Annotated in this window: 24 protein-coding genes; 16 read left to right on the forward strand and 8 right to left on the reverse strand. The window is 54.1% G+C overall.

The features are described 5' to 3' along the window. A partial coding sequence (locus JE47_RS0105630) for a HEPN domain-containing protein (RefSeq protein ID WP_031458814.1) occupies positions 1–281 on the reverse strand: 281 nt, incomplete at its 3' end. Positions 282–888: 607 nt separating this feature from the next. On the opposite strand from JE47_RS0105630, the gene JE47_RS0105640 reads away from it, so the two are divergent. Next, entirely contained in the window at positions 889–1,377 is a 489-nt protein-coding gene (locus JE47_RS0105640; protein WP_031458816.1) for an HDIG domain-containing metalloprotein, read from the forward strand. A 3-nt stretch (positions 1,378–1,380) separates the two neighbouring features. Beyond that, positions 1,381–2,127 carry a segregation and condensation protein A gene (locus JE47_RS0105645; protein WP_031458817.1) on the forward strand — a complete coding sequence of 249 codons (747 nt, stop codon included), beginning with the start codon at positions 1,381–1,383 and terminating at the stop codon, positions 2,125–2,127. 90 nt (positions 2,128–2,217) lie between these two features. On the opposite strand, the gene JE47_RS0105650 is transcribed toward JE47_RS0105645, so the two are convergent. Together JE47_RS0105650 and JE47_RS0105655 are read right to left on the reverse strand one after the other, a co-directional pair. Beyond that, a complete protein-coding gene (locus JE47_RS0105650) occupies positions 2,218–2,571 on the reverse strand; it encodes a nucleotidyltransferase family protein (RefSeq protein WP_031458818.1) in 354 nt (117 codons plus the stop codon). Further along, the gene (locus tag JE47_RS0105655; protein ID WP_031458819.1) at positions 2,568–3,011 is read right to left on the reverse strand and encodes a nucleotidyltransferase substrate binding protein; all 444 of its coding nucleotides are present in this window, start codon (positions 3,009–3,011) and stop codon (positions 2,568–2,570) included. The genes JE47_RS0105650 and JE47_RS0105655 overlap by 4 nt, the downstream gene beginning before the upstream one ends. 392 nt (positions 3,012–3,403) lie before the next feature. Between JE47_RS0105655 and JE47_RS0105660 the strand changes: the two genes are divergently transcribed. From JE47_RS0105660 to JE47_RS0105675, 4 genes are all read left to right on the forward strand, one after another. Beyond that, positions 3,404–5,623, forward strand: a complete 2,220-nt coding sequence (locus JE47_RS0105660) for a sensor histidine kinase (RefSeq protein WP_031458820.1) — start codon at positions 3,404–3,406, stop codon at positions 5,621–5,623. 113 nt (positions 5,624–5,736) lie between these two features. After that, positions 5,737–6,393 (forward strand): response regulator, encoded by a 657-nt coding sequence (locus JE47_RS0105665; protein ID WP_031458821.1) that lies wholly within the window; start codon positions 5,737–5,739, stop codon positions 6,391–6,393. A 4-nt stretch (positions 6,394–6,397) separates the two neighbouring features. After that, positions 6,398–7,159, forward strand: a complete 762-nt coding sequence (locus JE47_RS0105670; protein ID WP_031458822.1) for an MBL fold metallo-hydrolase — start codon at positions 6,398–6,400, stop codon at positions 7,157–7,159. A gap of 365 nt (positions 7,160–7,524) precedes the next feature. Continuing rightward, positions 7,525–8,445 (forward strand): molybdopterin-dependent oxidoreductase, encoded by a 921-nt coding sequence (locus tag JE47_RS0105675; RefSeq protein WP_031458823.1) that lies wholly within the window; start codon positions 7,525–7,527, stop codon positions 8,443–8,445. A gap of 85 nt (positions 8,446–8,530) precedes the next feature. On the opposite strand, the gene JE47_RS0105680 is transcribed toward JE47_RS0105675, so the two are convergent. The 3 genes from JE47_RS0105680 to JE47_RS20375 form a co-directional block, all read right to left on the reverse strand. Next, positions 8,531–10,150 (reverse strand): glycine--tRNA ligase, encoded by a 1,620-nt coding sequence (locus JE47_RS0105680; RefSeq protein WP_031458824.1) that lies wholly within the window; start codon positions 10,148–10,150, stop codon positions 8,531–8,533. A gap of 270 nt (positions 10,151–10,420) precedes the next feature. Further along, positions 10,421–11,320, reverse strand: coding sequence for a tyrosine recombinase (locus JE47_RS0105685; RefSeq protein ID WP_035419063.1), 900 nt, complete (start codon positions 11,318–11,320; stop codon positions 10,421–10,423). Positions 11,321–11,389: 69 nt separating this feature from the next. After that, on the reverse strand, positions 11,390–11,581 hold the full coding sequence (locus JE47_RS20375; RefSeq protein ID WP_035419065.1) for a hypothetical protein: 192 nt from the start codon (positions 11,579–11,581) through the stop codon (positions 11,390–11,392). A 122-nt stretch (positions 11,582–11,703) separates the two neighbouring features. Here JE47_RS20375 and JE47_RS0105695 point away from each other — a divergent pair, with 122 nt between their 5' ends. Together JE47_RS0105695 and JE47_RS0105700 are read left to right on the forward strand one after the other, a co-directional pair. Continuing rightward, positions 11,704–12,675 carry a diacylglycerol/lipid kinase family protein gene (locus JE47_RS0105695; RefSeq protein WP_031458826.1) on the forward strand — a complete coding sequence of 324 codons (972 nt, stop codon included), beginning with the start codon at positions 11,704–11,706 and terminating at the stop codon, positions 12,673–12,675. A gap of 19 nt (positions 12,676–12,694) precedes the next feature. Beyond that, positions 12,695–13,681, forward strand: a complete 987-nt coding sequence (locus JE47_RS0105700; RefSeq protein ID WP_031458827.1) for a TolB family protein — start codon at positions 12,695–12,697, stop codon at positions 13,679–13,681. 4 nt (positions 13,682–13,685) lie between these two features. Here JE47_RS0105700 and JE47_RS0105705 read toward each other — a convergent pair whose 3' ends face one another. Then, a complete protein-coding gene (locus JE47_RS0105705; protein ID WP_031458828.1) occupies positions 13,686–15,155 on the reverse strand; it encodes a nitronate monooxygenase in 1,470 nt (489 codons plus the stop codon). 273 nt (positions 15,156–15,428) lie between these two features. Beyond that, entirely contained in the window at positions 15,429–15,998 is a 570-nt protein-coding gene (locus tag JE47_RS0105710; protein WP_031458829.1) for a 5-formyltetrahydrofolate cyclo-ligase, read from the reverse strand. 486 nt (positions 15,999–16,484) lie between these two features. Between JE47_RS0105710 and JE47_RS0105715 the strand changes: the two genes are divergently transcribed. The 8 genes from JE47_RS0105715 to hflX all read left to right on the forward strand — a co-directional run bounded on the left by JE47_RS0105715 (position 16,485) and on the right by hflX (position 24,190). Then, positions 16,485–16,964 (forward strand): NUDIX hydrolase, encoded by a 480-nt coding sequence (locus JE47_RS0105715; protein WP_031458830.1) that lies wholly within the window; start codon positions 16,485–16,487, stop codon positions 16,962–16,964. A 14-nt stretch (positions 16,965–16,978) separates the two neighbouring features. Beyond that, positions 16,979–17,476 (forward strand): NUDIX hydrolase, encoded by a 498-nt coding sequence (locus tag JE47_RS0105720; RefSeq protein ID WP_031458831.1) that lies wholly within the window; start codon positions 16,979–16,981, stop codon positions 17,474–17,476. A gap of 75 nt (positions 17,477–17,551) precedes the next feature. Beyond that, positions 17,552–18,823 (forward strand): serine--tRNA ligase, encoded by a 1,272-nt coding sequence (serS, locus tag JE47_RS0105725; protein WP_031458832.1) that lies wholly within the window; start codon positions 17,552–17,554, stop codon positions 18,821–18,823. A gap of 42 nt (positions 18,824–18,865) precedes the next feature. Continuing rightward, entirely contained in the window at positions 18,866–19,237 is a 372-nt protein-coding gene (locus JE47_RS0105730; protein ID WP_031458833.1) for a hypothetical protein, read from the forward strand. Beyond that, on the forward strand, positions 19,231–20,040 hold the full coding sequence (locus JE47_RS0105735) for an alpha/beta hydrolase family protein (RefSeq protein WP_051871074.1): 810 nt from the start codon (positions 19,231–19,233) through the stop codon (positions 20,038–20,040). Before JE47_RS0105730 ends, JE47_RS0105735 begins: the two co-directional genes overlap by 7 nt. Before the next feature lie 277 nt (positions 20,041–20,317). Further along, positions 20,318–20,764, forward strand: a complete 447-nt coding sequence (locus tag JE47_RS0105740; protein ID WP_031458835.1) for a hypothetical protein — start codon at positions 20,318–20,320, stop codon at positions 20,762–20,764. A 261-nt stretch (positions 20,765–21,025) separates the two neighbouring features. Continuing rightward, complete coding sequence (locus JE47_RS0105745; RefSeq protein ID WP_031458836.1) at positions 21,026–22,534, forward strand: cryptochrome/photolyase family protein; 1,509 nt, start codon at positions 21,026–21,028, stop codon at positions 22,532–22,534. Positions 22,535–22,858: 324 nt separating this feature from the next. Then, positions 22,859–24,190, forward strand: a complete 1,332-nt coding sequence (gene hflX / locus JE47_RS0105750) for a GTPase HflX (protein ID WP_031458837.1) — start codon at positions 22,859–22,861, stop codon at positions 24,188–24,190. The last annotated feature ends 165 nt before the right edge of the window (positions 24,191–24,355 follow it).

A 24,355-nucleotide genomic window follows, 5' to 3' on the forward strand; every position in this document is an offset into this window, starting at 1 on the left:
TTTGGATATCGTGTAGGAATGTAGTGTTTGTCCAGAATACGGGCATAATCTATCAGCTCAGTTGGCGGTTGGATGGTTGAGGGCAAATTTCCAATTAGCACCGTTAATGTATGGCCCCAGGCATCCATTCCCAGCTTTTGGAAAAGTGCCTTAATCGCTTTTTCTGCGGCCTGTTGTGCGGCAAAGCAACTCCATTCGTAATCTCCATCGGCGAGCGCATTGCGGGCATGGCGTAAGTCCGCTTCCGCCTGCCGCCACCAGTCTTTGTAGCGATTACCCATGTGTTATGCCTCATCGACCCAGTGTTTTCTCAGAGTCAATAATTTTCTCCAAATTACCCTCATTCTCCGATAAGGGGCAAGGAAGGAAAGGCAAGGCTCACGAAATAACCTTATACCATGGTGTGCTACAGGACCTCGTTAGACGATAGCTTAGATCGAGTTCCAATTAATTATGAGCGTGTTTCAAACACTCTTATGTTGATCGAATTTGTGCTACAGCATAACTACCAGAATATTGTACCAGCATATTACTTAGGATGCTGCAATCTTTTACGACTTTTCAGGGTTCTTAGCTTCACGACCGTTAAAAACAAAGCGACACTGACAAAGATCACACACTCGTTCACGATAATCCCCGATCCGCACGGTCTCGCCGGGAGTTTGGGCTGCTGATCACCATTCCTCACCTCATCCGCTTTTTCTCGCCGCGTGGGAGAGGATTGCGCTTGCTTGAAACCCGCTCTTCCTCTTCTCACATCATTTCCGAGAAGGGTGAAAACGTCGAAAAGCTCTGGCCTTATCCGGCATAGAATCGTCGCATCGATCCTGATTTGATATAATACATAGTCGGTCATTTGCTCGGCTGTTCATTAGCTACAGTACCCGTATGTCGCTCTCGTACCGTCTTCGTCAGTTTCGCAATGCGCTAGATTCACAGGTTACGCCAGCAGAATATGAGCTGGTTGCCCAGTTGCTGACCCCAGCTGAACAGCGGTTGTTTTTGCAGATGCCGCTGTACGATCAGCGCCACTGTCTCGATGTGTATCAGACCCTGGTAGCAGAAGGGGAGCATGATGAGTTTTTGTTGCGGGCTGCTCTGTATCACGATTGCGGCAAAGTTGATGATGAGGGTCGACCGATGGCGCTGCGATGGTATGTGTTGGCAACGATTCTCAAGCGGTGGCCAGCGCTCTATCTGATCGCGGCTCGTTTTATTCCGGCAATTGCTATTTATGCCGAACACGCTGTACGCGGGGCGCGAATGGCGGCTGCAGCGGGTTGTCCACCAGAAATCGTCGAGACACTCCGGCACTATCACGATCCCCATCCGCAAGGACGCGCCGCTCGCCTGCAATGGGCCGATGAACAACATTGATCTATGCCCTACACGATTTCTTTACCAGAGTTTACCGGCCCTCTCGATTTGCTGCTGCGCCTGATCGAACGGGCGGAACTTGATATTACGACCATTGCCCTGGCGAGTGTTGCCGATCAGTATCTGGCCTATGTGCGCACCTTAGAAGAGGTTGAGCCACGCGAGCTGGCGGAGTTTGTGAGTCTGGCAGCCCGGTTGATTCTGATTAAATCACGGGCACTGTTGCCACGTTCGCCGAATGCAGCACCTGATCCGATTGATGAAGATGCCGGGCAGTTGGCCGCACAGTTAGAGTTGTATCGCCGCTTCAAGCAAGTGGCCGATCAGTTACGCCACTGGCAAGAGCAGGGTCGGTGTACATTTGGGCGCCTGGCGCCACCATCCGAGCAACTTATGCTATCAACGAAGGTGGTTATGAACTACCACCTGAACGATCTGCTCCGGGCGCTTAAGCGGCGAAGACAGCTTCAGTTACCGCTCGATCAACCTGAAGCGGTCGTTTTGCCTCCCCGCTTGACAGTAGCCGAAGTCGCGGCACGGATCCGCGAACGGCTCGAACACACAGCCTGGTTCGATTTCGGTGATCTGCTAACGGCGCAACCGACAACGGAAGAGGTGATTGTCGCTTTCTGGGCAATGCTCGAATTGTTGAAGCGACGGGCAATTGTTATCGAACAGACAATCCTTTTCGGTCCGATTATGATCGGGCGAGGTGTAGCACCGATAATGGTTGAAGATCGTGATGAGTAAGTGCACGACGGCACCGACGCCTCAGACGGTGATGACGATAAGGCTGGCGTGATGGGCGGATCGGTATAGGTGACCAATCTTCCGCCCCTACTATTGCCGTGAAGAAGCATCCGCCTCTGGCAATTTCCCCTCTTGCACTACCACATACCCGCGTTCGATCTCGTACTGAAAGGCAGGTGGCAGAAGCGCCCAATCGATCACATCAACCCGAATGGGTAGGTCGCTCTCAAGAAAAGCAGACCGTAGTTCGACCAGTCGATCGCATGGTTGCCATAACTGACGCGGGTTCCGCACCACCAGATCGAGATCACTGGCCTCGAACGCCCCGCCTTTCACACGGCTCCCATAAGCCCAGATGTCGTAGTCGGGGACGTACTGCTGCAGAATTGAACGTACTTTTTTCAGATAGTTTGGTGGCAAATCGAGGTTGGGTACATCGGTCATTCTTCCTCCCCGGTGAGGAGTGAGCCAGTGTGTAGTCGCTCTGCTAGGGCGTGTGCATCACGAATGAAATTGGGCAGGAGACACAGCGTCTGCTGAACGAAGGCTTCACCGTAATCGTGAGCCGTGCTATTACGATTGTCGCGGTAGGAAAACCAGCGCTCGACTTCGGCAAGCGAAAGCAAGCTGTGCTGAGCAGCAAGACGAAGAAGTTCTTTGACCGGTGTCGCTTCCAAGCGGCGACTGGTATACCCGAAGTCTCGTAACCGCCGCTTGATCAGCTTGAACGAGATCTCCTGCGCCAACTCGAACCCCTTGATGATCGCCATACGGAAAACCTCTTGTTCATTGGCAGATTGCGTGGCTGTTGCACGTTCGTACAAGGCGAGAGCGGTTTCAAGTGCGCAAAGTGATCTTTGGAGCTGATCGGTGTTAATGCTCATAGTCGTTCTACGTTCAATGAGGTTTTGTTATTGATGTTGTCCAGATGAATTGGTGTCATTGTACCATGGGCGAACCTGTTCGTTAATTATCACTGTCGTTGGTCAGGGCTTTTCATTTTTTGGATTTCTTTTACCTGCGCGCCTGAACCTCCCCGTTTACGTCTTGCGATGCGTAAGCGGAACAAGCGCAATCGTTAGGCCCCGCAAGAGGGTAAGCTGCATCTATCACCGATTCCAAATGACTCCAATTCGCCACTGTTGGGCAAGGAAAGAGCTTTGAAACGCCCTATCGGTGGTGTATCATAATGTAAGCGGGATGGTGTTGTGATGATAATATAGGACCTTGCCACCACTTCGGGTGACAATGCCAGATCATTCGGAAAGAGTACACTATGACCGGTTCTTCGCACATGGCAACCGCTGCTACTGATCGCTCGCTCCCATTGGGAGATCTACTGGCATTTGGTGATGCGTTACGAGCCGATGATACTCCTGAAAGCCTGCTCGGTGAAGTGGTCGAAACGTTACGCCGAATTGTTGGCAGTCCGTCGGTGTATGCACGTTTACACGACGCCGATAATGAGACACTCTATGCAGTTGCCTTTGCCGGTATTCAGCCATCTTTGATTGATCAGTTGCGCACAACACCAATCGGGCCGACGATCTACCATCCGTTGCTGCGTCCTGAGTATCGACAGAGTAGTTCGTACCTGATACCAGCGGCTGAACTGCCACCTGATGTACCCGATACGGCGGCCATTGCCCCATACGCAGCATTGTTAACCCCCTTGCGCGGTCGGGGTGGTCGGTTGATCGGCGTGATTGTCCTGGCATGGCCCGATCAGCTTGATCTGACCATGGTACGAATGGTGGAGGCGATTGCCCGTCAGGCTGCCTTGGCGGTAGAAAATGTGCGCCTGGCCGAGCGGAGCGCCCGGTTGCTGGCAAAAGAGCAGTTGCTGGCTGAGTTGGGCCGCGCCGTTGGAGCGACCCTCGATCTGAACGTCATCTTGCACCAAACTGTTCAGCGTTTGGCAACAGCGTTTGGGAGTGGTCTGGTAGCTCTGCTTGATGATCAGCAGGGGTTAACGGTTGCCGTGGCGGTGCCTCCGTTGATCGACTTCATCGGTAAGCAGTTACCGCTTCACGATAACCCGTTGGCATGGGTAGTGCAACGTTGTCAATCGTTTGTAATGGATGATTGTCGGGCAAATGCTCCGGAAACGGTTTTGTTTGGCCCTGATGTTGCATCGTACATTCTTGCGCCCCTACGCAGCGGTGGGCGCGTGATTGGAGTGTTAAGCGTGGTGCATCAGCAGGCCGGTGCATTCAGCGACGAAGATGTAGAATTACTCGAAGCAATAGCTGCTCAGGTGAGTGGCCCACTGGTTAGTGCCCGTCTTTACGCCGAATCGCAGCGACTAGCGGCGCAAGTGCAGCGTCGCGCCGATCAGCTAGCAGTCCTCAATTCGATTGCCCGTATCATCACTGCTACGCTTGATCTGCGTGAGTCGCTGCCGCTGGCAACTCAACGTATCCAGCAGGGCTTTGGCTATCCACAAGTCGACCTCTTCTTGCTCGATGAGGATGCCAGTGAACTGATCCTGGTCGCTTCAGCCGGACGTTATGCACCGGAACGGGTTGGCTATCGTCAGCACATTAATCTGGGGCTGGTTGGGCGTGCGGCACGTAGTGGTCAAATTGTGCGTGCCGAGAATGTTGCAGCCGAAACGGACTATCTAGGCTTGAGTGAGCGGCTCGATATTCGGTCGGAGTTGTGTGTGCCGCTCGTTGCCAATGGCAAAACGCTGGGCGTCCTCAATATTGAATCGCCCCAATTGGCCGGGCTGACCGAAGAAGATGCTGCGGTTTTAGAGACTGTAGCCGATATGCTGGCCGGTGCAGTCGAGAATGGTCGACTGTACCAGCGTGCACAACAGGCAGCCGTGATCGAAGAGCGTCATCGCCTGGCGCGCGAACTTCACGACAGCGTAAGCCAGCAGCTCTTCAGCATGACTCTAACGGCGCAGGCGGCGCGGGCACAGTTTGAGCGTAATCCGGCGCGAGTGCCGGTGCTGCTCGAACGATTGCATGAGACAGCTACCGCTGCACTAGCCGAGATGCGGGCCCTCATCTTTCAGTTGCGACCACCAGCCTTACGCGATCAGGGGTTGGTTGCGGCAGTGCAACACCATGCCCAGCATCTTGCACATCGTGAAGGTTTGCGGATAGAATTGAACGTCATCGGTGATGAGCGCCATGTGCGGGGGATAGAACAACCGCTTTTCCGTATTGTTCAAGAGGCGTTGAATAATATTGTGAAACACGCAGCGGCCCGCAATGTGCAGATTTTGCTTGAACTGAATGCTGAACACGTGCGTATTCGGATTACCGATGATGGGAAGGGTTTCGATCCACAGGCCCCCCTTTCTGGCGAGGGGCGTCATTTCGGATTACTCGGTATGCGCGAGCGCGCTCTTGAACTCGGCGGTTCATTTACGGTCAATTCCCAACCCGGCGCCGGTACTGAAATAGAGGTGGTGGTGCCTCTACACAAGCGTAATGTTGGTGATGAACGATCAGAGTCACCGACACCCCGCTCATCTTTGTAATGTGCGTCAGAGCTCCTGTACCCATCTGACCAGGAAAAGCTGAATGTCTTACCCGCACTAAGCATGTGAGCGCCATCGTTACGGTAATTTCTCAAACTAAAGGAGGTGAGCGCATGGAGAAGATAACCGTCCTCCTGATTGATGACCACCGTGTGGTCCGCCAGGGATTACGTGACTTTCTTGAATTACAGGCCGACATCGAGATCGTGGGTGAAGCCGGTAGTGGTGCAGAGGGGATTGAACTGGCACGAGAGCTGTTGCCTGATGTAGTCCTGATGGACCTGGTGATGCCCGGTATTGATGGGGTTGAGACAACCCGGCGCTTGAAAGCGGTTAGCCCATCTTCGCAGGTGATCGTATTGACCAGCTTTGCCGACGATGACAAGGTGTTTCCGGCGATCAAGGCTGGCGCCATTTCCTACCTGCTGAAAGACATCTCACCCGAAGAGTTAGCTCACGCGATTCGCGCTGCGTGTCGCGGCGAAGCAGTCTTGCATCCTGACGTTGCCGCCAAATTAATGCAAGAGTTTAATACACCGCGTCCAAACGAAGCGCCGGTTGAGCAGCTCACACCCCGCGAGATGGATGTCTTACGCCTGGTAGCAAAGGGTATGTCAAACAAAGAGATTGCCGAAACGTTGATCGTCTCTGAAAAGACCGTCAAGACCCACATCAGTAATATTCTATCGAAGTTACATCTGGCCGACCGTACCCAGGTCGCCATTTATGCCTTACGTAAGCGCCTAGTGCCAATTGATCAGGAAGAGTAGCATTATGACCGCACGAGTTCTACTGCTCGGAACAGGTACCGGCTTGCCCGACCCTGATCGAACCTATACCCATCTGGCGTGGGATGGGCCGGGTGGGCCGTTGCTGATCGACGTTGGTGGTGATAGCTACCGCCGTTTGCTGGCTGGCGGGATCGATCCGCAGCTGTTGCGCGGGATTATCCTTACTCATAGTCACTGTGACCACATCAATGGTCTGCCAGCATTACTCTTCAGCTTGCGGCTGGGTGGTCGTACCGAGCCACTGCCAATCTACGGATTACCGGAAACGCTTGAGCTGGCGAATAGCTTTCTGGCAGCCGCCGGTTTGGAAGAGTGGGCAACACCGGTCGTTTGGCAGCCGTTAGCCGCTGGTGAGCGTTTGCAGCTCGGTGAGGGACTAGAGATAGCGACTGCGCAAACTAGCCATAGTCGGCCTTGCATTGCCGTTCGTTTATCTGCACCGGCGGTTCCTGCGGTGTGCTACTCAGCGGATACCGAACCGTGCCAGGAGGTCATCCGCTTGGCGACAGGTGCACATGTTTTGATCCATGAAGCAACGACCCCAGAACCTTCTCCTGGTCACAGTACGCCACGGCAGGCCGGCGCAGTGGCGGCAGCGGCTGGTGTGCAACAGCTCGTACTGGTGCATTTTAGTCCACGCTGGACGATGCCAATCGAGCGCGCACTGGCTGAAGTGGTAGCCGGTGGCTTCACTGGAAACGCAAGTGTTGGGGTTGATCTCCAAGTGATACCATTAGTGGCTTGAAAGCGGTAGGTGCGGGTTTATCCCCAACCCCCTACAAGCGGGGGCTTGGAGATGGTGGCGTGCTGATACGCCAAATGACGGTGCCCGGCCATACCACACGGCGCCGACTAGCGGCCCGCGATCCCAGCACACAGTGGCAGACTGCTATGTATACGTGAATAACGTTCATCGGCGTATCAAATCCCCATGCCGAAATGACAACAGTTACACCTGGCTAACGACAAAAACCATCTCGTTGCTTCACCGTAGATCAGTGTCTATCTGAACGTTTTGTAGTCTGCCTGTCGGCAACTGTCATTATTTATCAAGCCAGACATCCTATACTACTTACCGTCAGAGCAATCTTGATTGTCATGGAATATGGTATGTCACTTGAAACACTTTCGCTGCGTAACCTGCCGACACTAACCAAAGATCATCGTCTGCGAGTAGTGAGCGACAATCCACAGCATCTCGAACCACCGCTATCAATTCTCGACGAAGCAGTGACGCCTGTCGAGCGATGGTTTGTACGTAACAATCAGCCAGTCCCGTCTATCACCGATGAAGATTGGGAATTGAGTATTGATGGACTGGTGCGGTATCCGCTGACGATCAACCTGAGCGATCTGCTCCACGAGCCAACCAGCAGCTTCTTTGCAGCCCTTATCGGACAACAAAACCATTCTGGCGAATACGCAATGATTGCTAACGTCGAGTGGATGGGGACACCACTGGCGCTCTTGCTCGAAACGGCAGGAGTAAAGCCGCAGGCCAGAATTGCCGCATGCTGGAGTTACGGTCCCAAACCGGTAGTTCGGTATCTACCACTCAGTAAACTCTGGTGGGATGTCATGCTGGCCTACGCTGTCAATGACCATCCCTTGCCTGCCGTCCATGGTGGGCCGGTACGATTGGTAGTACCGGGTTGGAAGGCGACTTACTGGCTGAAATGGGTATCCCAAATTACGCTACTCTCAGGTGAGCGTCTCCCAACGGAAACTTCCCTCGATGGCGAATTGACCATTGATTGTCGCTTTTTCAACTTGTCAACGCTAACCCCCAAAACACCGGTCACTCTCCGCGGTGTAGCATGGTCGGCGGCTAACGGGATTGCGCAGGTCGCACTGGCGGTCGATGAAGGGGCCTGGCAATCGGCTACCCTTGACAACGACTTAGGGCCACGAGCCTGGCGTCGTTTCAGCTACACCTGGACGCCCACAACTGGCAATCATCTGCTGGCCGTGCGTGTTAGCGATCATCGTGGTCAAAGCACTGTTCGACATTGGCAGGTCGAAGTACATTGAGCGGGCGGGCCGGAACCCGCCCGCTCGTCAGGATCACGTTCGTGACAGATCGACAGCCAGTGTGGAGATAAGGACTCCTTGTACCTTACGCCATTACCTTCTCGCGCAGGTATACCTCTAACTCAGCAATTGGCACCCGTTCTTGAGCCATTGTATCGCGATCACGAACCGTCACTGTACCGGCCAATGCTGGGTCTTTCCCCTGACCAATCGTATCGAAATCGACCGTAATGCAGAATGGCGTACCGATCTCGTCCTGGCGGCGGTAGAGCTTCCCGATGGCTCCTGTATCGTCGTAAACAGTTCGCATCTGACCACCTGCCTGCAACTGCCGACGCACGGCTTTAGCAGTAGCAACGATCTGTTCGTGATTACGTTTCAACGGAAAGACTGCGACCTTAATCGGGGCCAGTCGTGGTTTGAGCCGCAATACGGTACGATAATGTTCATCAATCAGGGGCTGAGCCTGCCCGCGCAACTTCTTGCCCAGCTCTATTTGATCGGCGCCGGGCATCGCCAGTAATTGTTCGACTTCTGGCAACCGTTCGGCCAGCGCCTGACTAAGCGCTTCACCGCGGGCCAAAATAGCATCACGGGCTTCACCGCTCAACTTCTCGCTGCGTCCGACCGACTTGAGAAACGCCTGAAGTGCTTCACTAACTGCGGTCAATCGTTCTAGCGATGGCGTTTTGGTCAGCTCTTCGGCATACCCTTCACACATCACTGCGAGCATGCACCGACCAACGCCAGCCGATGGCTCAATCACGTAGGGTACAATATGGCGGCCACTCGCCTGATCATAGTAGGTCAGACGCGCAATACTATCTTCATTGTGATTCACCCGAGCCGTCAGGTTCAGTTGTTCTTGATCTTTGCTATGCGAGCCGAGATCATAATCCGTTCGGTTGGCGATGCCTTCAATCTCTTGCACCCCGATATTGGGATACTCGTACATCAAATCGAAGGTACGTTTTGAGTAATGGGCCAGTTCAGTCGCCGGCACATCGTAGATGGTGATCCGACTGCGCGGAATACCAATCTGCTCCCACCAGGCCAACCGATCGGCGAGCCAGCGCTGATGCCACTCTTCATCAGTACCGGGCATCACGAAATATTCGATCTCCATCTGCTCAAATTCGCGGACACGGAAGAGAAAATTGCGCGGATTGATCTCGTTACGAAATGCCTTTCCGACCTGAGCGATCCCGAACGGTAATTTTCGGGCCGTTGTCGTCAAGACATTAGCAAAATTCACAAAGATGCCCTGCGCTGTTTCCGGTCGTAAGTAGGCAAATGAACCGCTATCGGCTACCGGCCCGATCTGGGTACGGAACATCATATTAAACGGGCGCGGCTCGGTGAGATCACGCGAACCACAATTCGGACACACGCCATGAATGTGGTCGGCGCGCCAGCGCATTTTGCAGGTACGGCAATCAACCAGAGGATCGTTGAATGTCTCTTCGTGACCAGAGTACTTCCAGACCAGCCGATTCATCAGGATCGCTGCATCAAGACCCTCCATATCATCCCGCTCGTACACGTTCGTTCGCCACCAGTCGGCAATGATGTTATTTTTCAGTTCTACTCCCAGTGGGCCGTAATCATACACCCCCTGAAGACCGCCATAGATTTCGCTACTGGGAAAGATAAAACCGCGACGCTTCGCCAGCGCCACAATCTGATCAAGTGATGTAGCTGGCACAAATACCCTCCTTTCACCCAATAAAAAAACCGGGCGACAAAGCGCCCGGGGACGCATCAAAACCTGACGCGCGGTTCCACCCCGGTTAGCGACCGCAGTCGCTCACCTCAAGGTCAGTACGGCTCCCCGGCGCCGTTCCGCCATTCAGAGCCACCAGGCTCGCACCACCCCTGGTTCGCTGGACGCCCCTCGCGGCGTACTCCTCCGGATCATCGCCGATATGTTGCGAGTATAGCACAATCTAATGATCACTCGCAACCGTGAGACAAACTAAGACGAACGTGACCTCCCATTACTGGTAATGCCCGATTGTGCCGTATGTTCGGTCAGATGGGTATACATCTGGGTCGTGGCAAGTGAGGCATGACCTAGCCGCTCTTGCAGTTCACGCAGATCAACGCCATTTCGTAGCTGGTGGGCCGCAAAAGAGTGACGCAACATATGCGGCGTCAGCTCATGCAACCCCACCTGTTCAGCATACGTCTTTAAAATCAGCCAGAACCCCTGCCGCGTGAGCCGTTTTCCACGGTGGTTTAGAAACAGTGCCACCTCGTCATGATTATCTTGACGTGCAAGTTGCGGCCGCGCTATATCGAGATATTCTTCCAGGGCAGTGATAGCTGCATCACTCAGTGGCACAGTCCGTTCTCGACCCTGGCGCCCTAAACAGCGTACCGTTTTGGCTTCAAACACCACGTCATCAATATTTAGAGCAACCAGTTCGCTCACCCGCATACCGGTGGCATACAGCACTTCCAGCATCGCCTTATCGCGGATGCCTTCGGGTGTACTGTTTTGCAGTGGTAATTCCAGCAGCTCGTCAACCTGATGCTGTGAGATCGCCCGCGGAGGAAACCGGTCAACCCGTGGTGCATCAAGTTGGGCAGTGGGATCGCGACTGATAACACTGCGTTCTTGTAAAAATGCAAAGAACGACTTGATCGCCGCCAAACGACGCGCCATCGTTGAACTGGCGTACCGTTTCTCTTTGAGGTTGATCACGAAGGCCATCATGACCTCTTCGTCAACCTCAGACCAGCCTGTGACCCCACGTTCGTGCAGAAATGCGCAGAGTTGATCGAGATCGGTACGATAGGCGGCAACTGTGTTAGCCGACATCTTTCGTTCATCGGCTATATAAGCAAGAAATTGCGCTACATCCTGGTTCATGCGTTTGCCCACTCGTTGAAGGCTTCGTGCATAGCTGTTATGGTAATAGAAAGACGGCAACACGTCAATCTAAAAGCAACAGCTCTCTTTGAAACCACAGTGCTGACAGCGATAGAATCCGGCCCAACGCTGCATCTCCGTCTGACACACAGGACATTCGCGTTCTTCCCGATCACGGTCGGTATCTTGCAGACGACAAATGGTCGTCTGCACCCATTCAACCGCTATCAACGGGGGGAGTGTTGACTGCGACTGCGTCATTGGCAACCTCCTGCTCTGGTGTTCCACTCGCCTATTGTACCATGCGTGACGCTGAACAATAGCGTCTCAACAAGATTCTGTTATACTGACCGTAGTTTTCTAAAAGAGAGAGTTAATGTTGCATGCGCACGTTAATCGTTTTCAACCCGACAGCCGGTCACGCTGAACAGTTAGAAGCTGAACTTGAGGCTGCCGCCCAGGTCTGGCGTCAAAAGGGTTGGACAGTTGAATTACAACCGACTAGCGGCCCGGGTGATGGGTGCCGCCTGGCACGCCAGGCAGCCACTGAAGGATACGACCTGGTTGTTGCTGCTGGCGGTGATGGTACGATCAACGAGGTGGTCAATGGCCTGGCAGGTAGCCAGACGGCGCTAGCGACTCTCCCACTCGGTACAATGAATGTCTGGGCACGTGAACTGGGGCTACCACTCCAACCGCGAGCCGCTGCCCAGACACTGTGTACCTGGTCGCCACGACCGATTGATTTGGGGCGTGCCGGTGATCGCTACTTTCTTTTGATGGCCGGAATCGGTTTTGATGCTGCCATCACCGCTAATATTCGTCCCGATGAGAAAAGACGACTAGGAGCGTTAGCATACGTCGTACGCGGTATTGAAGAGGTGATGCGAATTCGTGGTACCCGTGCTCGAATCTGGCTCGATGGACGCCAGATCAAGGCCCGCGTGTTGATGATTGTGATCGGCAATTCCCAGTTGTACGGTGGTCTGGTGAAAATTACTCATCGGGCAAGTATTGATGATGGTCTCCTCGATGTGTGCGTGATCAAAGGTGATAACGGTATCAACGCTATCGGGCATCTGATCGCAATCTTGCGTCGCCGTTTTAGTCTCAATCCAGATATTGCCTACTACCGTGCGCATACGATTGAAGTCGTCACTCGCCCACCGCTACCGGTACAGGTCGATGGTGATCCGATTGGTACCACGCCGCTACGGTTCACGGTTGTCCCTTCTGCATTACAGGCACTGCTACCGCCTGATTTGCCAGATGACCTGATCCAGCAACCGCCACCGGTTGCGCGCCGCTGGCCGCAGCGGTTGCTGCTCTGGTTGCGCCGACGGCTCGATCATTAATGAACCAACGCATAGCGCTATGAAACGACAGCTATCTATCATCTTTCTCTACTTCCTGATCGGGCTGATCTCAGCCTGTGCCACAACATCGGTTTCACGCACTCCGACTCCACCTGCATCCCTCCAGGGTGATACCGTTTCCGGTCGGATTCTCTTCTGCCGCGATGATGGCATCTGGCTATGGGAGGAACGCACTGCGCGCCGCTTGCTCAGTCCACCGGCGACACAACCAGCATTTAGCCCTTCCGGTGAACAGATTGCCTACGTGATCGTTCGTGATGGCGCCAGCGATCTGCTGATCGCCGATCAAACGGGAACTGTCTTGACGCAACTGACCCATCACGATCCAGCCGTGCCGGTGGGAAGTCTTGATCGGGTGTACCGTGCAGTCTGGGCATTTTATCCGACGTGGCTACCTGATGGGAACGGCATTCTGGCAGCGGTACAGGCGGTAGCCCCGGTTGGTGATCCACCGGTTGATGCGCCCCTTGCCTTGTTCCGCTACGACATGACCGGTCAACGTCAAATAGTTTTCAGCGATTCTAATGCGCATCTAGGGCGGAGCATCGTTCTCCCCACCGGCGACCTGATCGCAGTACGCACACCGCTCGGTAGGGATGGCCAGCAACAACTGGTTCGGATCGTAAACGGCCAGGCCACACCGTTAGCCGGAGCACCAACCCCAGCTTATGATCCGACGATCAGTCCTGACGGGAACTGGTTGATTTTTGCCGTTGGTGTAAACGGTGGGAGCGATCTGTATGCGCTACCGGTTGGTGGGGGTGCAGCAGTACGATTGACCGATATTGGTACTGCTCGTGCACCGGTCTTTGCCCCTGATGGAAATACGCTGGCGTTCCTTGCGGTGCCTTCTGGTGGAAAGGGTTTTGACCTCTTCATTGCCGAGGTTAAAATAACTGCCGAGGCGCTCGCACTAGGAACACCTCGGCAACTCTCAACTGACTTTGCCATCAAAGCAGATGGCGGCTTGTCCTGGACAAAGTAAGTTTCTATCCGGCGAGCGACTCGACCGGTTGTGTCAGCAATGGTGTTGAAGACAGGGCTGGTCGTTGACCAAGAAGATAGGCAATCACATCGGCTGCCGTATAGCCTTGCTTCACATCGAAAATTGTGGGGAGGCGCAGCAAATCGTCACCACTCGTGAGTAGTGGCGGTTCGACCCCAATGTCGGTACGGGCCTGACCAACGCCAATGTTTGACATCAGCGCATTGCACAAGCAACGCCGCCCTTCGGTTTCAGCAATATCACCGCCCTTTTTCACAAATGTTGCAATCGGTTCGCTGGCACACCGATAGCCAATCGTTCCTTTGGGAGTTCGATACATTGTACGCAAATAGCCCAGATCGCAAATGCGCTGCCGTGGGACTCCCTGAGCCGGATCGGTATCCCAGCGCACCACCTTAAACGGATAGCCGGTTGGCGATGCGCGCGGGTCGGTAAAGACATCAACAGCACCGCGTGCCAGAGCTTCAAGCACTGAACGACGTAGCGGATCGGCCAACCCCGACTCGTTGCAGAAGGCGAAGAGCGTACCAACCTGAATCCCCATCGCACCTGCTGCACGTGCAGTTGCCAGTCCTTCGGGAGAAGCAGTACCACCGGCCAGCCAGAAGGGTAAACCGAGTGCGGCAATCTTCGTCGGATCGACCATATCTCGCGGCCCGTACACCGGTTCGCCCCGTTCGTTAAGCCGTAATTCACCACGTGGCGGGGCATTGTGGCCACCGGCAGTCGGCCCCTCAATAACTAGCCCGTCAACCCCGGCAATCTTACGGGCAAACATCGTGGCCAGAGTCACGCTCGCGACAATCGGCAAAAAGAGTGGTCGATGCAAAGACGGCGGCGCACTCTCCCAGTGGGCAAGCGGATCGAAGGTGATGTAGGTTGGTGGTGAGCCTTCATCGCCCTCTATCTCAGCAGTCAGTTGCGCAGGTCGATGGGCAGCCAGAGCATCAAGAGCGGCTGGAATTTCCCGTGGGATCCCGGCTCCCATAATAATCACATCAACCCCGGCCAGCATTGCTCCGTACAGCAATGCCAGATTAGGAAGTTGTATCTTTGTCAATAAATTCATACCAATAGGCTGGTTGTGTCCCTCCTTCGCTAACCAGACCTCGACAAACGCGGCCAACATGGCAATTTGTTGCCGCTCTTTGCTCACCTTTAGGTTATACATCGGCAAGAGTTCGTAGGGTTCGTCAGGTGCCCGACCTGCCGGACGGAAATAAGTGGTCAGCACACGCTCGGCTACACCAGGTAGCGGAAAATGTGCCATCGCTCGCCGCATAGCGCCATCTGGATCGCCATCTTGCAAGCGACGGATCAGAATCGTGTCGATACCGGTACCAGAAACAACGCCAAGCTGCCCACAGGCTGCAACCGCCCGTGCCAGGCGCCAATCGGAAACGGCGGCGCCCATGCCACCTTGAATAATCATCGGCAAATCGCAGGCACGCATCGATCAAAACTCCTTACCTATTCAACAGTCAGACAAACCCTGCCAGATGTGTCTGAAGCATCCCTCCACTCTCTCCACATCGCTATGCCGGTAGAGAAAAAAGTTCAGGGGGTCGTATTTTCAGACACCTGTGCAGAGGTAGAACCCACGTCCTGGCAGTAGAAAACAGGTTAAAGAACCGGCTATCTCGGAAACCGAAACCTTGCTCTGTACTTCTTTCATCATACCGCAGAGTAGAGGTTGCCGCCAGATAAGAATTCGCTACCGGCAACATCAGCGCCGCTGGCGCAGACCATCTTCGCACACAACCAGATCAAGCTGGCGGTCGTGTGATTCACGCGGCAGCCGCGCCACTTCCTGCGCGGCGAAGGCGACACCGACAGCGATGGTGGGTGCAGTCGCCAGTAACCTGTCGTAGTACCCACCACCATAGCCCAGCCGATACAGGTCGCGATCAAACGCCAGCAAGGGGACGATAGTTACCGACCATTCACCGGGTTGGGCCGGAATCATTTTTCGCGGTTGCAGCGTGCCAAAACGTCCCCGTTCCCAAAAATCGCTTGCCAGACTCTCGATCCAGCTATGCGCAAGCTGTTGCTGTGATCCGATGACCGGTACCGCCACCGCTTTCCCGGCTTTCAGTGCAGCCGCAATGAGTGGTCGAGTGTCAACTTCTGAACGTATCGGGATATAACAGTGAATTGATCTGGCGGTGATAAACAAGGGTAACGCTTGTACCAGTTCACAAATGCGGGCACTACGCCACTCACGGTCAGATACGTTGTCCCTCTGCACGATCATCGCAGCACGCAAAGCGGCTTTTTGTGCAGTAATATCAGTCATGACCACCCGTTTCTCCACAAGCAATACTACGAGATCACAACGTATCGTAACACATGCTGGAGAAAACAGAAGAGCGGAGCACGGGGAGGGAAAGCGAAACGAGCGCAGAATCGAGAGCTTCCTGTTTCGATATTCTCTGTCCGGTACGGGGCCTGGCGTTACGCTGCGTTCATCGGTGACTCTAGTGCGGCTGGTTTAACAACCGTTATTATGCGGTCGCTGAAAAACTCTGGTTACTGTTTGATATTGACGTGCTGGTTTGCCCAGTTGTTTCAAGCGTGCTATCATACGTTGTATCAGGGTGCGTCTACGGTAAAAACGCCCTACAGAGACCACCAGCCGAGATGATTACCGGTAGAACGCTCTTCAGATTTTCTCTTCTGGTGAAATCGTCTGAGTCGCGAGAATGCAACTATAATGTCCAATGGTTAGTGCCCTCTTCCGGTATGGAACGAGGGCACTGATGTGATAAGAGGGAACACACTCATGCGAGAATTGGGGCTGACCCTGATCTATCGCTGTTTTATCATGTTGCGCTTTGTCGCATGGCGTGTGTTTCGTCCCCGCGCTATTGGTGTTCGGGTTGTGGTACGACGTGGCGATGAGTTTCTATTGGTGCATCATCGGGGTGGGGCAGCTCCATGGGGGTTACCTGGCGGTGCAATTGATAGAGGAGAGGCGCCGGCTGATGCGGCCCGTCGTGAAGTGTTGGAGGAGAGTGGTTGCCCGGTGACAATTACAGGTTTGCATGGGGTGTTTCACTACCTGGCGCATGGCCTGAGCGATTATATTATTGTGTTTACGGCGGTGGCCGATGGCTCAGCACTACCACCAGTTGGTGATCTTGAGATTTGTGATGCACGTTTCTTTCATCCCGATCAGTTGCCGGTGGGGGTTGAGGCCGGGAGTGTACGCCGTATTGCTGAGGTACGTCGTGGTGAGCATGGTTTATTTACGTCATGGTAAATAATGAGGTTTCTATGCCTTACACACCAATTCTGGCTACACTTGGTTACGTTTTGTCTTCTGATCGACAATCAGTGTTGATGGTACATCGTAATGCGCGCGCTGGCGATCAACACCTAGGGAAATATAATGGATTAGGTGGTAAACTCGAACGGAATGAAGAGGTCGTAGCCGGTATTCAACGTGAGTTGTATGAAGAGGCGGGTATTACGGCGCTCGAAATGACATTGCGTGGGACGATCAGTTGGCCGGGTTTTGGCAAAAATGGTGAAGATTGGTTCGCTTTTATCTTTTTGATCACCAGTTTTGCCGGAGAACCTCCGCCCCGAAATGAGGAAGGTACACTCGAATGGGTGCCGCTCCAGCGCGTAATGGATTTACCCCTCTGGCCTGGTGATCGGCTGTTTTTGCCGCTCGTCTTTGATAATGACCCTCGTCCGTTTCACGGTGTGATGCCTTACGCCAATGGTCAACCGGTAGATTGGCGGTACAGCCGGATCGGTGCTGTCTGATGCACCGTGGTATAATGCAGCTTACACGATCGTCCGTGCCATCGTCGCACGGCATATTGAACCCTGGCTAAGCCTATGCTTGACATCAAACTAATTCGTGAGCAACCCGATGAAGTGAAGCGCCGATTGGCTCGTTGTGGGGTCGATGGAGCCATCATCGATCAGGTATTGGCACTTGATGAGCAGCGCCGACGTTTCATTTACGAGGTTGAAACTCGTAAAGCTGAACGGAATACGGTCTCGAAGCAGATTGGCGCGATGAAAGATCCGGTCGAGCGGCAAGCAAAGATCGAGGCAATGCGGCGGTTGGGTGATGAGATTGCGGCGCTCGATCACCAATTGGCCGAATTGGAAGAGCGGCAACGCACGATCATGCTTGAAATTCGTAATTTGCCTCATCCTGACGTGCCCGATGGCGTGGATGAACGCGATAATGTGGTGGTGTATCAAGAGGGTGAAGCGCGTCAATTACCATTTCCCGCTCGTCCACATTGGGAGCTAGGGGAAGCGTTAGGTATTCTCGACTTTGAGCGAGGCGTGAAGCTGGCCGGTTCACGATTCTACGTCATGCGAGGGGCTGGTGCCCGTCTCCAGCGTGCCGTCATTCAGTGGTTGATCGATCTCCACCTGGAGCAGGGCTATCAAGAGGTCTATACGCCCTTTGTGGTCAAGGAGTCGGTGTTGTGGGCCTCTGGTCAGTTGCCAAAGTTTCGTGATAATCTCTATCGCGATGAAGAGTCGGGCCTGTGGTTGGTTCCAACGGCTGAAGTGCCACTTACCAGCCTGTACGCCGATGAGATTCTCGAAGCGAGTCAGTTGCCGATCTATCACGTCGCGTATACACCCTGTTTTCGCAAAGAACAGCTCAGTGCCGGACGTGATGTGCGTGGCATTAAACGTGGACATCAGTTTGATAAAGTTGAAATGTATATGTTTGTGACACCTGATCAGAGCTATCAGGCGCTCGAGAAGCTGCGTCGCGATGCCGAAGAGTGTGCCCGACGCTTAGGCTTGCCGTTCCGCACCAAGCTGCTCTGTACGGGTGATCTCGGTTTTGGTTCGGCAAAAACCTACGATATTGAAGTGTGGGCGCCGGGGGTTGGCGAATGGCTGGAGGTCAGTTCGTGCTCGAACGTTGAAGCATTTCAGGCCCGCCGCGCGAATCTTCGCTATCGCCCAGAACCCGGAGCGAAGCCAGAGTTTCTCCATACCTTGAACGGCTCAGGTTTAGGCTTACCCCGCACCATTATTGCGATTATGGAGAATTATCAGCAGGAAGACGGGAGTATTCTCATTCCTGAAGTGTTGCGCCCGTATATGGGCGGAATGGAACGGATTGGCCCGTGATCAGCGGGGTTGGGCTAGGTGTTCAGAGAGGAAATGACGCTTATGCCGGTGGTGATTCAGCTTACCAGTGCTACGCATGGTGGCACCACACCGAGTTGTGGGACGGGTGACCATAGCAGTTGCGGGCCAGATTGTGGTTGTGGGTGCCCCTATACCGGTATGGTTGAACGTGGTCGGGTAGAGCCGGTCGCGCTGATTGAACAACGGTACCCAGGGCAGTGGCTGGCGCTGGTCATCCCTCCCGGTGAAGATGAAGAGCGTCCAGAGCGGGCGATGCTGGTCGCGTATAGTACCGATCCAGAAGAAGTATGGGACGCCGTAAGTCGGATTACCTTTAACCAGGTGGTGCATGTCTATTTCAATGGCCCACTGGCCGATTATCTGGCCTGGGCCGAAGCTGAAACGTCATGCTGACGGTAAATGATTATCTGGCTCAACCAGTGATAGATCCTGACGAGCGTATTCCCTACGGTGATCAAGTCTGGCAGTTTGGTGATCTCTATCTTGCTGATACTACACAACCGACGCCAGTGGTGGTGATGATCCACGGCGGTTGCTGGCAGGCTGCCTATGATCTCACCCCGCTGAGCGCGTGTTGTGTTGATCTACGGGCACGTGGGTACACCGTGTGGAGTCTTGAGTATCGTCGGCTCGGTAACGGTGGCGGTTGGCCGCATACGTTTCTGGACGTTGCTGCCGGTGTAGATCGGTTGCGCGATCTGGCGCAGCCCTATATGCTCGATCTGAACCGTGTCATTGTAGTCGGGCATTCGGCAGGTGGGCAGTTAGCCCTCTGGCTGGCCGCTCGCTCCAGGCTCCCTATCACCAGTCAGATCTATACACCGAACCCGTTGCCAATTCACGGTGTGGTGGCCCTGGCTGCTGTAGCCGATCTGGTTCAGGGTGTAACCAAAACGGCCTGTGGTTCTGCCTGTGCCGAACTTGTTGGCAACGACGAAGCACGTTATCAAGAGGCCTCACCCCGTGCACTCTTGCCACTCGGTGTACCGCATCGCCATCTGGTCGGTCACGAAGACCCTATCGTACCGGCAGCATACGTAGCTGATTTTGTCGCCACAGCCTGCCAGGTCGGTGATCCGGCGCACCTTGCTATTCTCCCTGCTTGTGGACACTTTGAGCTAACGACTCCCTCTAGTACGGCATGGCTTTCGGTGGTGGCTGCCATTGATGCTATACTGACTCAGAATCGGTCTTAAGGCGGATAGACGATTGTGACTAAGCTTGCTATACTTTTCACAGGTCGAGCGATGGAGCAACAGACATCGCCCGACGTGTATCCTCCCAATCCTCACTGTTGCTCCCCATAATCCCCCTACGGCCACCAGAAAGTGGCCGTTGCCACATCAGTACGGGTCATCGGGTAATGCCCGGTGACCCATACCGCTTTTTATGCGCTATAATAGAACTACTATCGACTGTTAGTTGGATTTGCATTATACTGAGTACAGTGATTAACGGTGTGAGGAGTTTTGTGTGTTAACCTCGGATGAGTTAACGCCAACCAGTAATACCTGTGCCCAACGTGAGCTAGAGTTGTTGCGTCGTGAACTGAATGACGCCCACGCTCTGATCCGGTCGTTGCGTCGCCAGTTGGAAAAAGCTCTGGCGGCTGCGCAGGAAGCTCAGCGTGCCCATGCCAAAATGGTTGAAACTCTTACCGAGACAATGCGCGAAAATACGATTCTTTGTCACGAACGGGATATGTGGCGTGCTCGCGCCCAACGCCTCGAAGCCTCACTCCACGAAGAACAGCGTTCCAAGGCGGTGATTGACATCAGTTCACTGGCCGGTCAGATCAGTGAAGACGAAGTAAATGCGATCCGCAAGGCAATGGCCCGCCTCCACCATCCTGATGTTGGCGGTGATCCAGAACGGATGAAAGCCTGGAATGCAGCCCTTGATCGCCTCTTCCGTCAGTAACGTGCGCGTTAGGAGACGGTGTGTTTTCCGGCCCGTTGCTCTTCGGTAGCAAAATTGCTTCAACAGGAAAGCAAGAACTGCTTTGCGCTGGTGGCTGTGACGCGAAAGTTTCGTCGTCTTTCAATTCTATCAATCAGGAGCGTGTAAAAGAGCACGGCACTGCCGTGCCCATACGATGGAAGTGGCTCAGATAGGCTCACAACGCACGATAAGTTTCTTTTGCTCATTCCTGTCTGTAGCATAGTCTTCGAGAATAGCTGTATGCCTGTTACTGATACAAGTTATCCCCAAGAGTCGGTCTGGATTCTTGGTGATCAGCTTAGTACCCGCCATCCCGGTCTCATCCCAGGGCGACGGGTTGTTTTGATCGAATCATTGGCCCGTCTCAATCAGCGTCGCTACCATCGGCGAAAGCTGGTGTTAATCGTCAGCGCGATGCGTCATTTCGCCGCCGAGCTGCGTGCGGCTGGTTATGAGGTTGATATACGTTCAGCAGCAGATTTTTTGCAAGGTCTGCGCGATCACGTTGCCCAATTCGGTGTACGCCATTTGGTTTGTATGGCGGCAGCCGAATACAACACCCGTCAATTTCAGCAGAATCTGGCTGCCGAATTGGGTATTGCCGTGACGATCCTCCCCAATACGCTCTTCCTGGTTGAACGCTATCCACCATCACGCTCACCGGCATTTATGGAGCCATTTTATCGGGCAATGCGTCGGCAAACTGGTTTACTGATTGAGCCAGACGGTGAGCCGACTGGTGGCGTCTGGAATCTTGATCGTGAGAATCGGCGTCGTTACGATGGTCGCCCGGTCCCCTCTCCATTGCGTTTTCCCGCCGATGAAATCACTCGACAGGTTATCGCTGATCTGGCTCATCGTTGCCCTGATGCAATCGGTTCAGCAGACACCTTTGATCTACCGGTGACACGGGCACAGGCATTGGCTGCGCTCGGAGATTTTATCGCGCATCGACTGGCAGACTTTGGCCCCTTCGAGGATGCCATGAGTGCCGACCACGACATCTTGTTTCACTCGCAGCTCTCGCCTGTGCTGAACATTGGGTTGCTCGATCCCTTGGAAACAGCATCTGCGGCGGTGAACGCTTATCACAGGGGTCTGGCCCCGCTATCTTCGGTCGAGGGTTTTGTGCGCCAGATTATTGGCTGGCGTGAATATATCTACTACCGCTATTGGGAATTGATGCCGGCATTGTTGGCGGCCAATGCCTGGCAGGCCGAGCGTCCGTTACCAACGTGGTACTGGACTGGTGAGACGCGCATGCGTTGCATGAGCTGCGTTATTCGTCGGGTCTTACGAAATGGCTACTGTCACCATATTGAGCGGTTAATGATCTTGTGCAATTTTGCGCTTCTGGCAGGCATCCAACCGCGTGCGGTGAACGACTGGTTTCTCGAGAGCTATGTCGATGCTTACGAATGGGTGGTAAGCCCCAACGTGATCGGGATGGGCTTACATGCCGACGGTGGACGGACTGCAACCAAGCCGTACATTGCTAGTGCAGCTTATATCGACAAAATGAGCGATTACTGTCGCGGATGTTTTTACGACCGAAAAGCACGGGTTGGGCCACGTGCCTGCCCATTCAACACACTCTACTGGCATTTTCTTATCGTACACGAAACGACACTGCGGGCTAATCCACGACTGGGGCCAGCAGTGCTGGGTTTGCAACGCTTGACACCCACAGAACGTCAGGAAATTGTCCGCCAGGCGCAGGAGCTTTTGCAGCGACTAGACACATTGTGATCGTTGAGAGCCGATCCGAAAACTCGTCTCACGGTGCAACCGGGATTACAGGCACAGCGCCGCTACGCCTCAATCGATCTTCTTCTGCTTCTCACCACGGGATTTTTTACCTCCAGATTGACAAAGAACGTTAAAAGGTCGTGAATTGTCTATTTGCAGGCCAGGATACCTATTGCACAGTGCAGTATAATAAACATGAACCTATCAATCTGGTTGTCTTGCAGACATGATCTCAGGCCTTGAAGGTGATGAACGAACAGTGCTATAATCCAGATAATGATGAGACGATTGAATATTCAGTCAAAGGAGACACACATTAACGCCTTGCGAACTCACGACGGAAAACGCCTGTACCCTACGACGTCACCACGCCGACGCGCCTTGCTGGTAGGTGCGGAGATTGCCAGCCTACGCAGTCCATGGCCAGTCGAAGACTCTCTTGATGAGCTAGAGCTGCTCGCCAAAACAGCGGAGCTTGAGGTGGTAGGTCGCATCTTTCAGCGCCTGTCAGAGCCACAACCAAAGTTCTTTATTGGCCCCGGTAAGGTGAAAGAGGTCGCGGCATTGTGTGAGCAAACGCAAGCCGACCTTATTGTGTTCGATGAGGAACTGAGTCCAGCGCAGACGCGCAATCTCGAAGAGGAGCTACAGACTCAGGTCATTGATCGGACAGGTCTGATCCTCGACATTTTTGCGCGCCACGCACGTACTCACGAGGGAAGGCTCCAGGTTGAACTGGCGCAGTACCAGTACCTGCTGCCTCGTTTGCGCCGTCAATGGACACACCTCGAACGACAGGCCGGTACGGGTGGGACGGCTGCCGGTGGCGTGGTAGGCTTGCGTGGACCTGGTGAGACGCAGCTTGAAATTGACCGTCGGTTGATCGAGCGCCGCATTGCATGGCTGAAAGAACAACTGGCCGACGTTCACCGACACCGCGAGCTGTACCGTCAGCGCCGACGGCAGGCTGGTATGCCGGTGATCGCGCTTGTCGGTTATACCAATGCCGGTAAGAGCACGTTGCTCAATGCGATGACCGGCGCTGACGTGCTTGCCGAAGATAAGCTGTTTGCAACCCTTGATCCGACGACACGGCAGGTACTGTTGCCCGGTAACATCATCGCACTTATGACCGATACAGTCGGTTTTATTCAGAAATTGCCACCACAGCTTATCGCTGCGTTTCGGGCAACCCTGGAAGAGATTGAGGAAGCTGATGTACTGCTGCATGTCGTCGATGTTACCCATCGTAATGCACAAGAGCACGCGCAAACGGTCGAGCAAACGCTGCGCGAGTTAGGTGTTGCCGATAAGCCGACTCTGACCGTCCTCAATAAGATTGACCTGCTCGAAGGGGCAACCGCTGAGGATGTCGGTCAGATCGCGGCCGAAATGGGGTTGCCTAAAGATATTGTCGCAGTTTCGGCGGCACGAGGATGGGGATTGCAGACGTTAGGTGAACGAATCGTGGAAACGCTGGCCCGGCATATGGTGCGGGTCGATGCATATATTCCATATCAGCGGAACGATCTGGTTGCACTCTGGCGGCAGCGCGGTGTGATTGAGGTCGAAGAGTTTGGGAGTGAGGGCGCTCATATTGTTGGGCGATTACCTCCGGCACTGGCACCGCAATTTGCTCGCTTTGAGCGAGTGTAACTCGGTTGTCAGCAGTAATAGAATGGGGGCATCGGTGGCAGGGGCGGGTTCGCAACACCTGCCCCGCCTAGTTTCGTGAGCGAAATTTGTGAGCGCTAGCTGCGTGTCTGAACATCCCTCTTCAATGGTACCTGCTTCATCACTCTCTTTCTATCAGGATGGCAG

It is taken from the genome of Chloroflexus sp. MS-G (assembly GCF_000735195.1).
In the GTDB taxonomy this organism is placed as follows: domain Bacteria; phylum Chloroflexota; class Chloroflexia; order Chloroflexales; family Chloroflexaceae; genus Chloroflexus.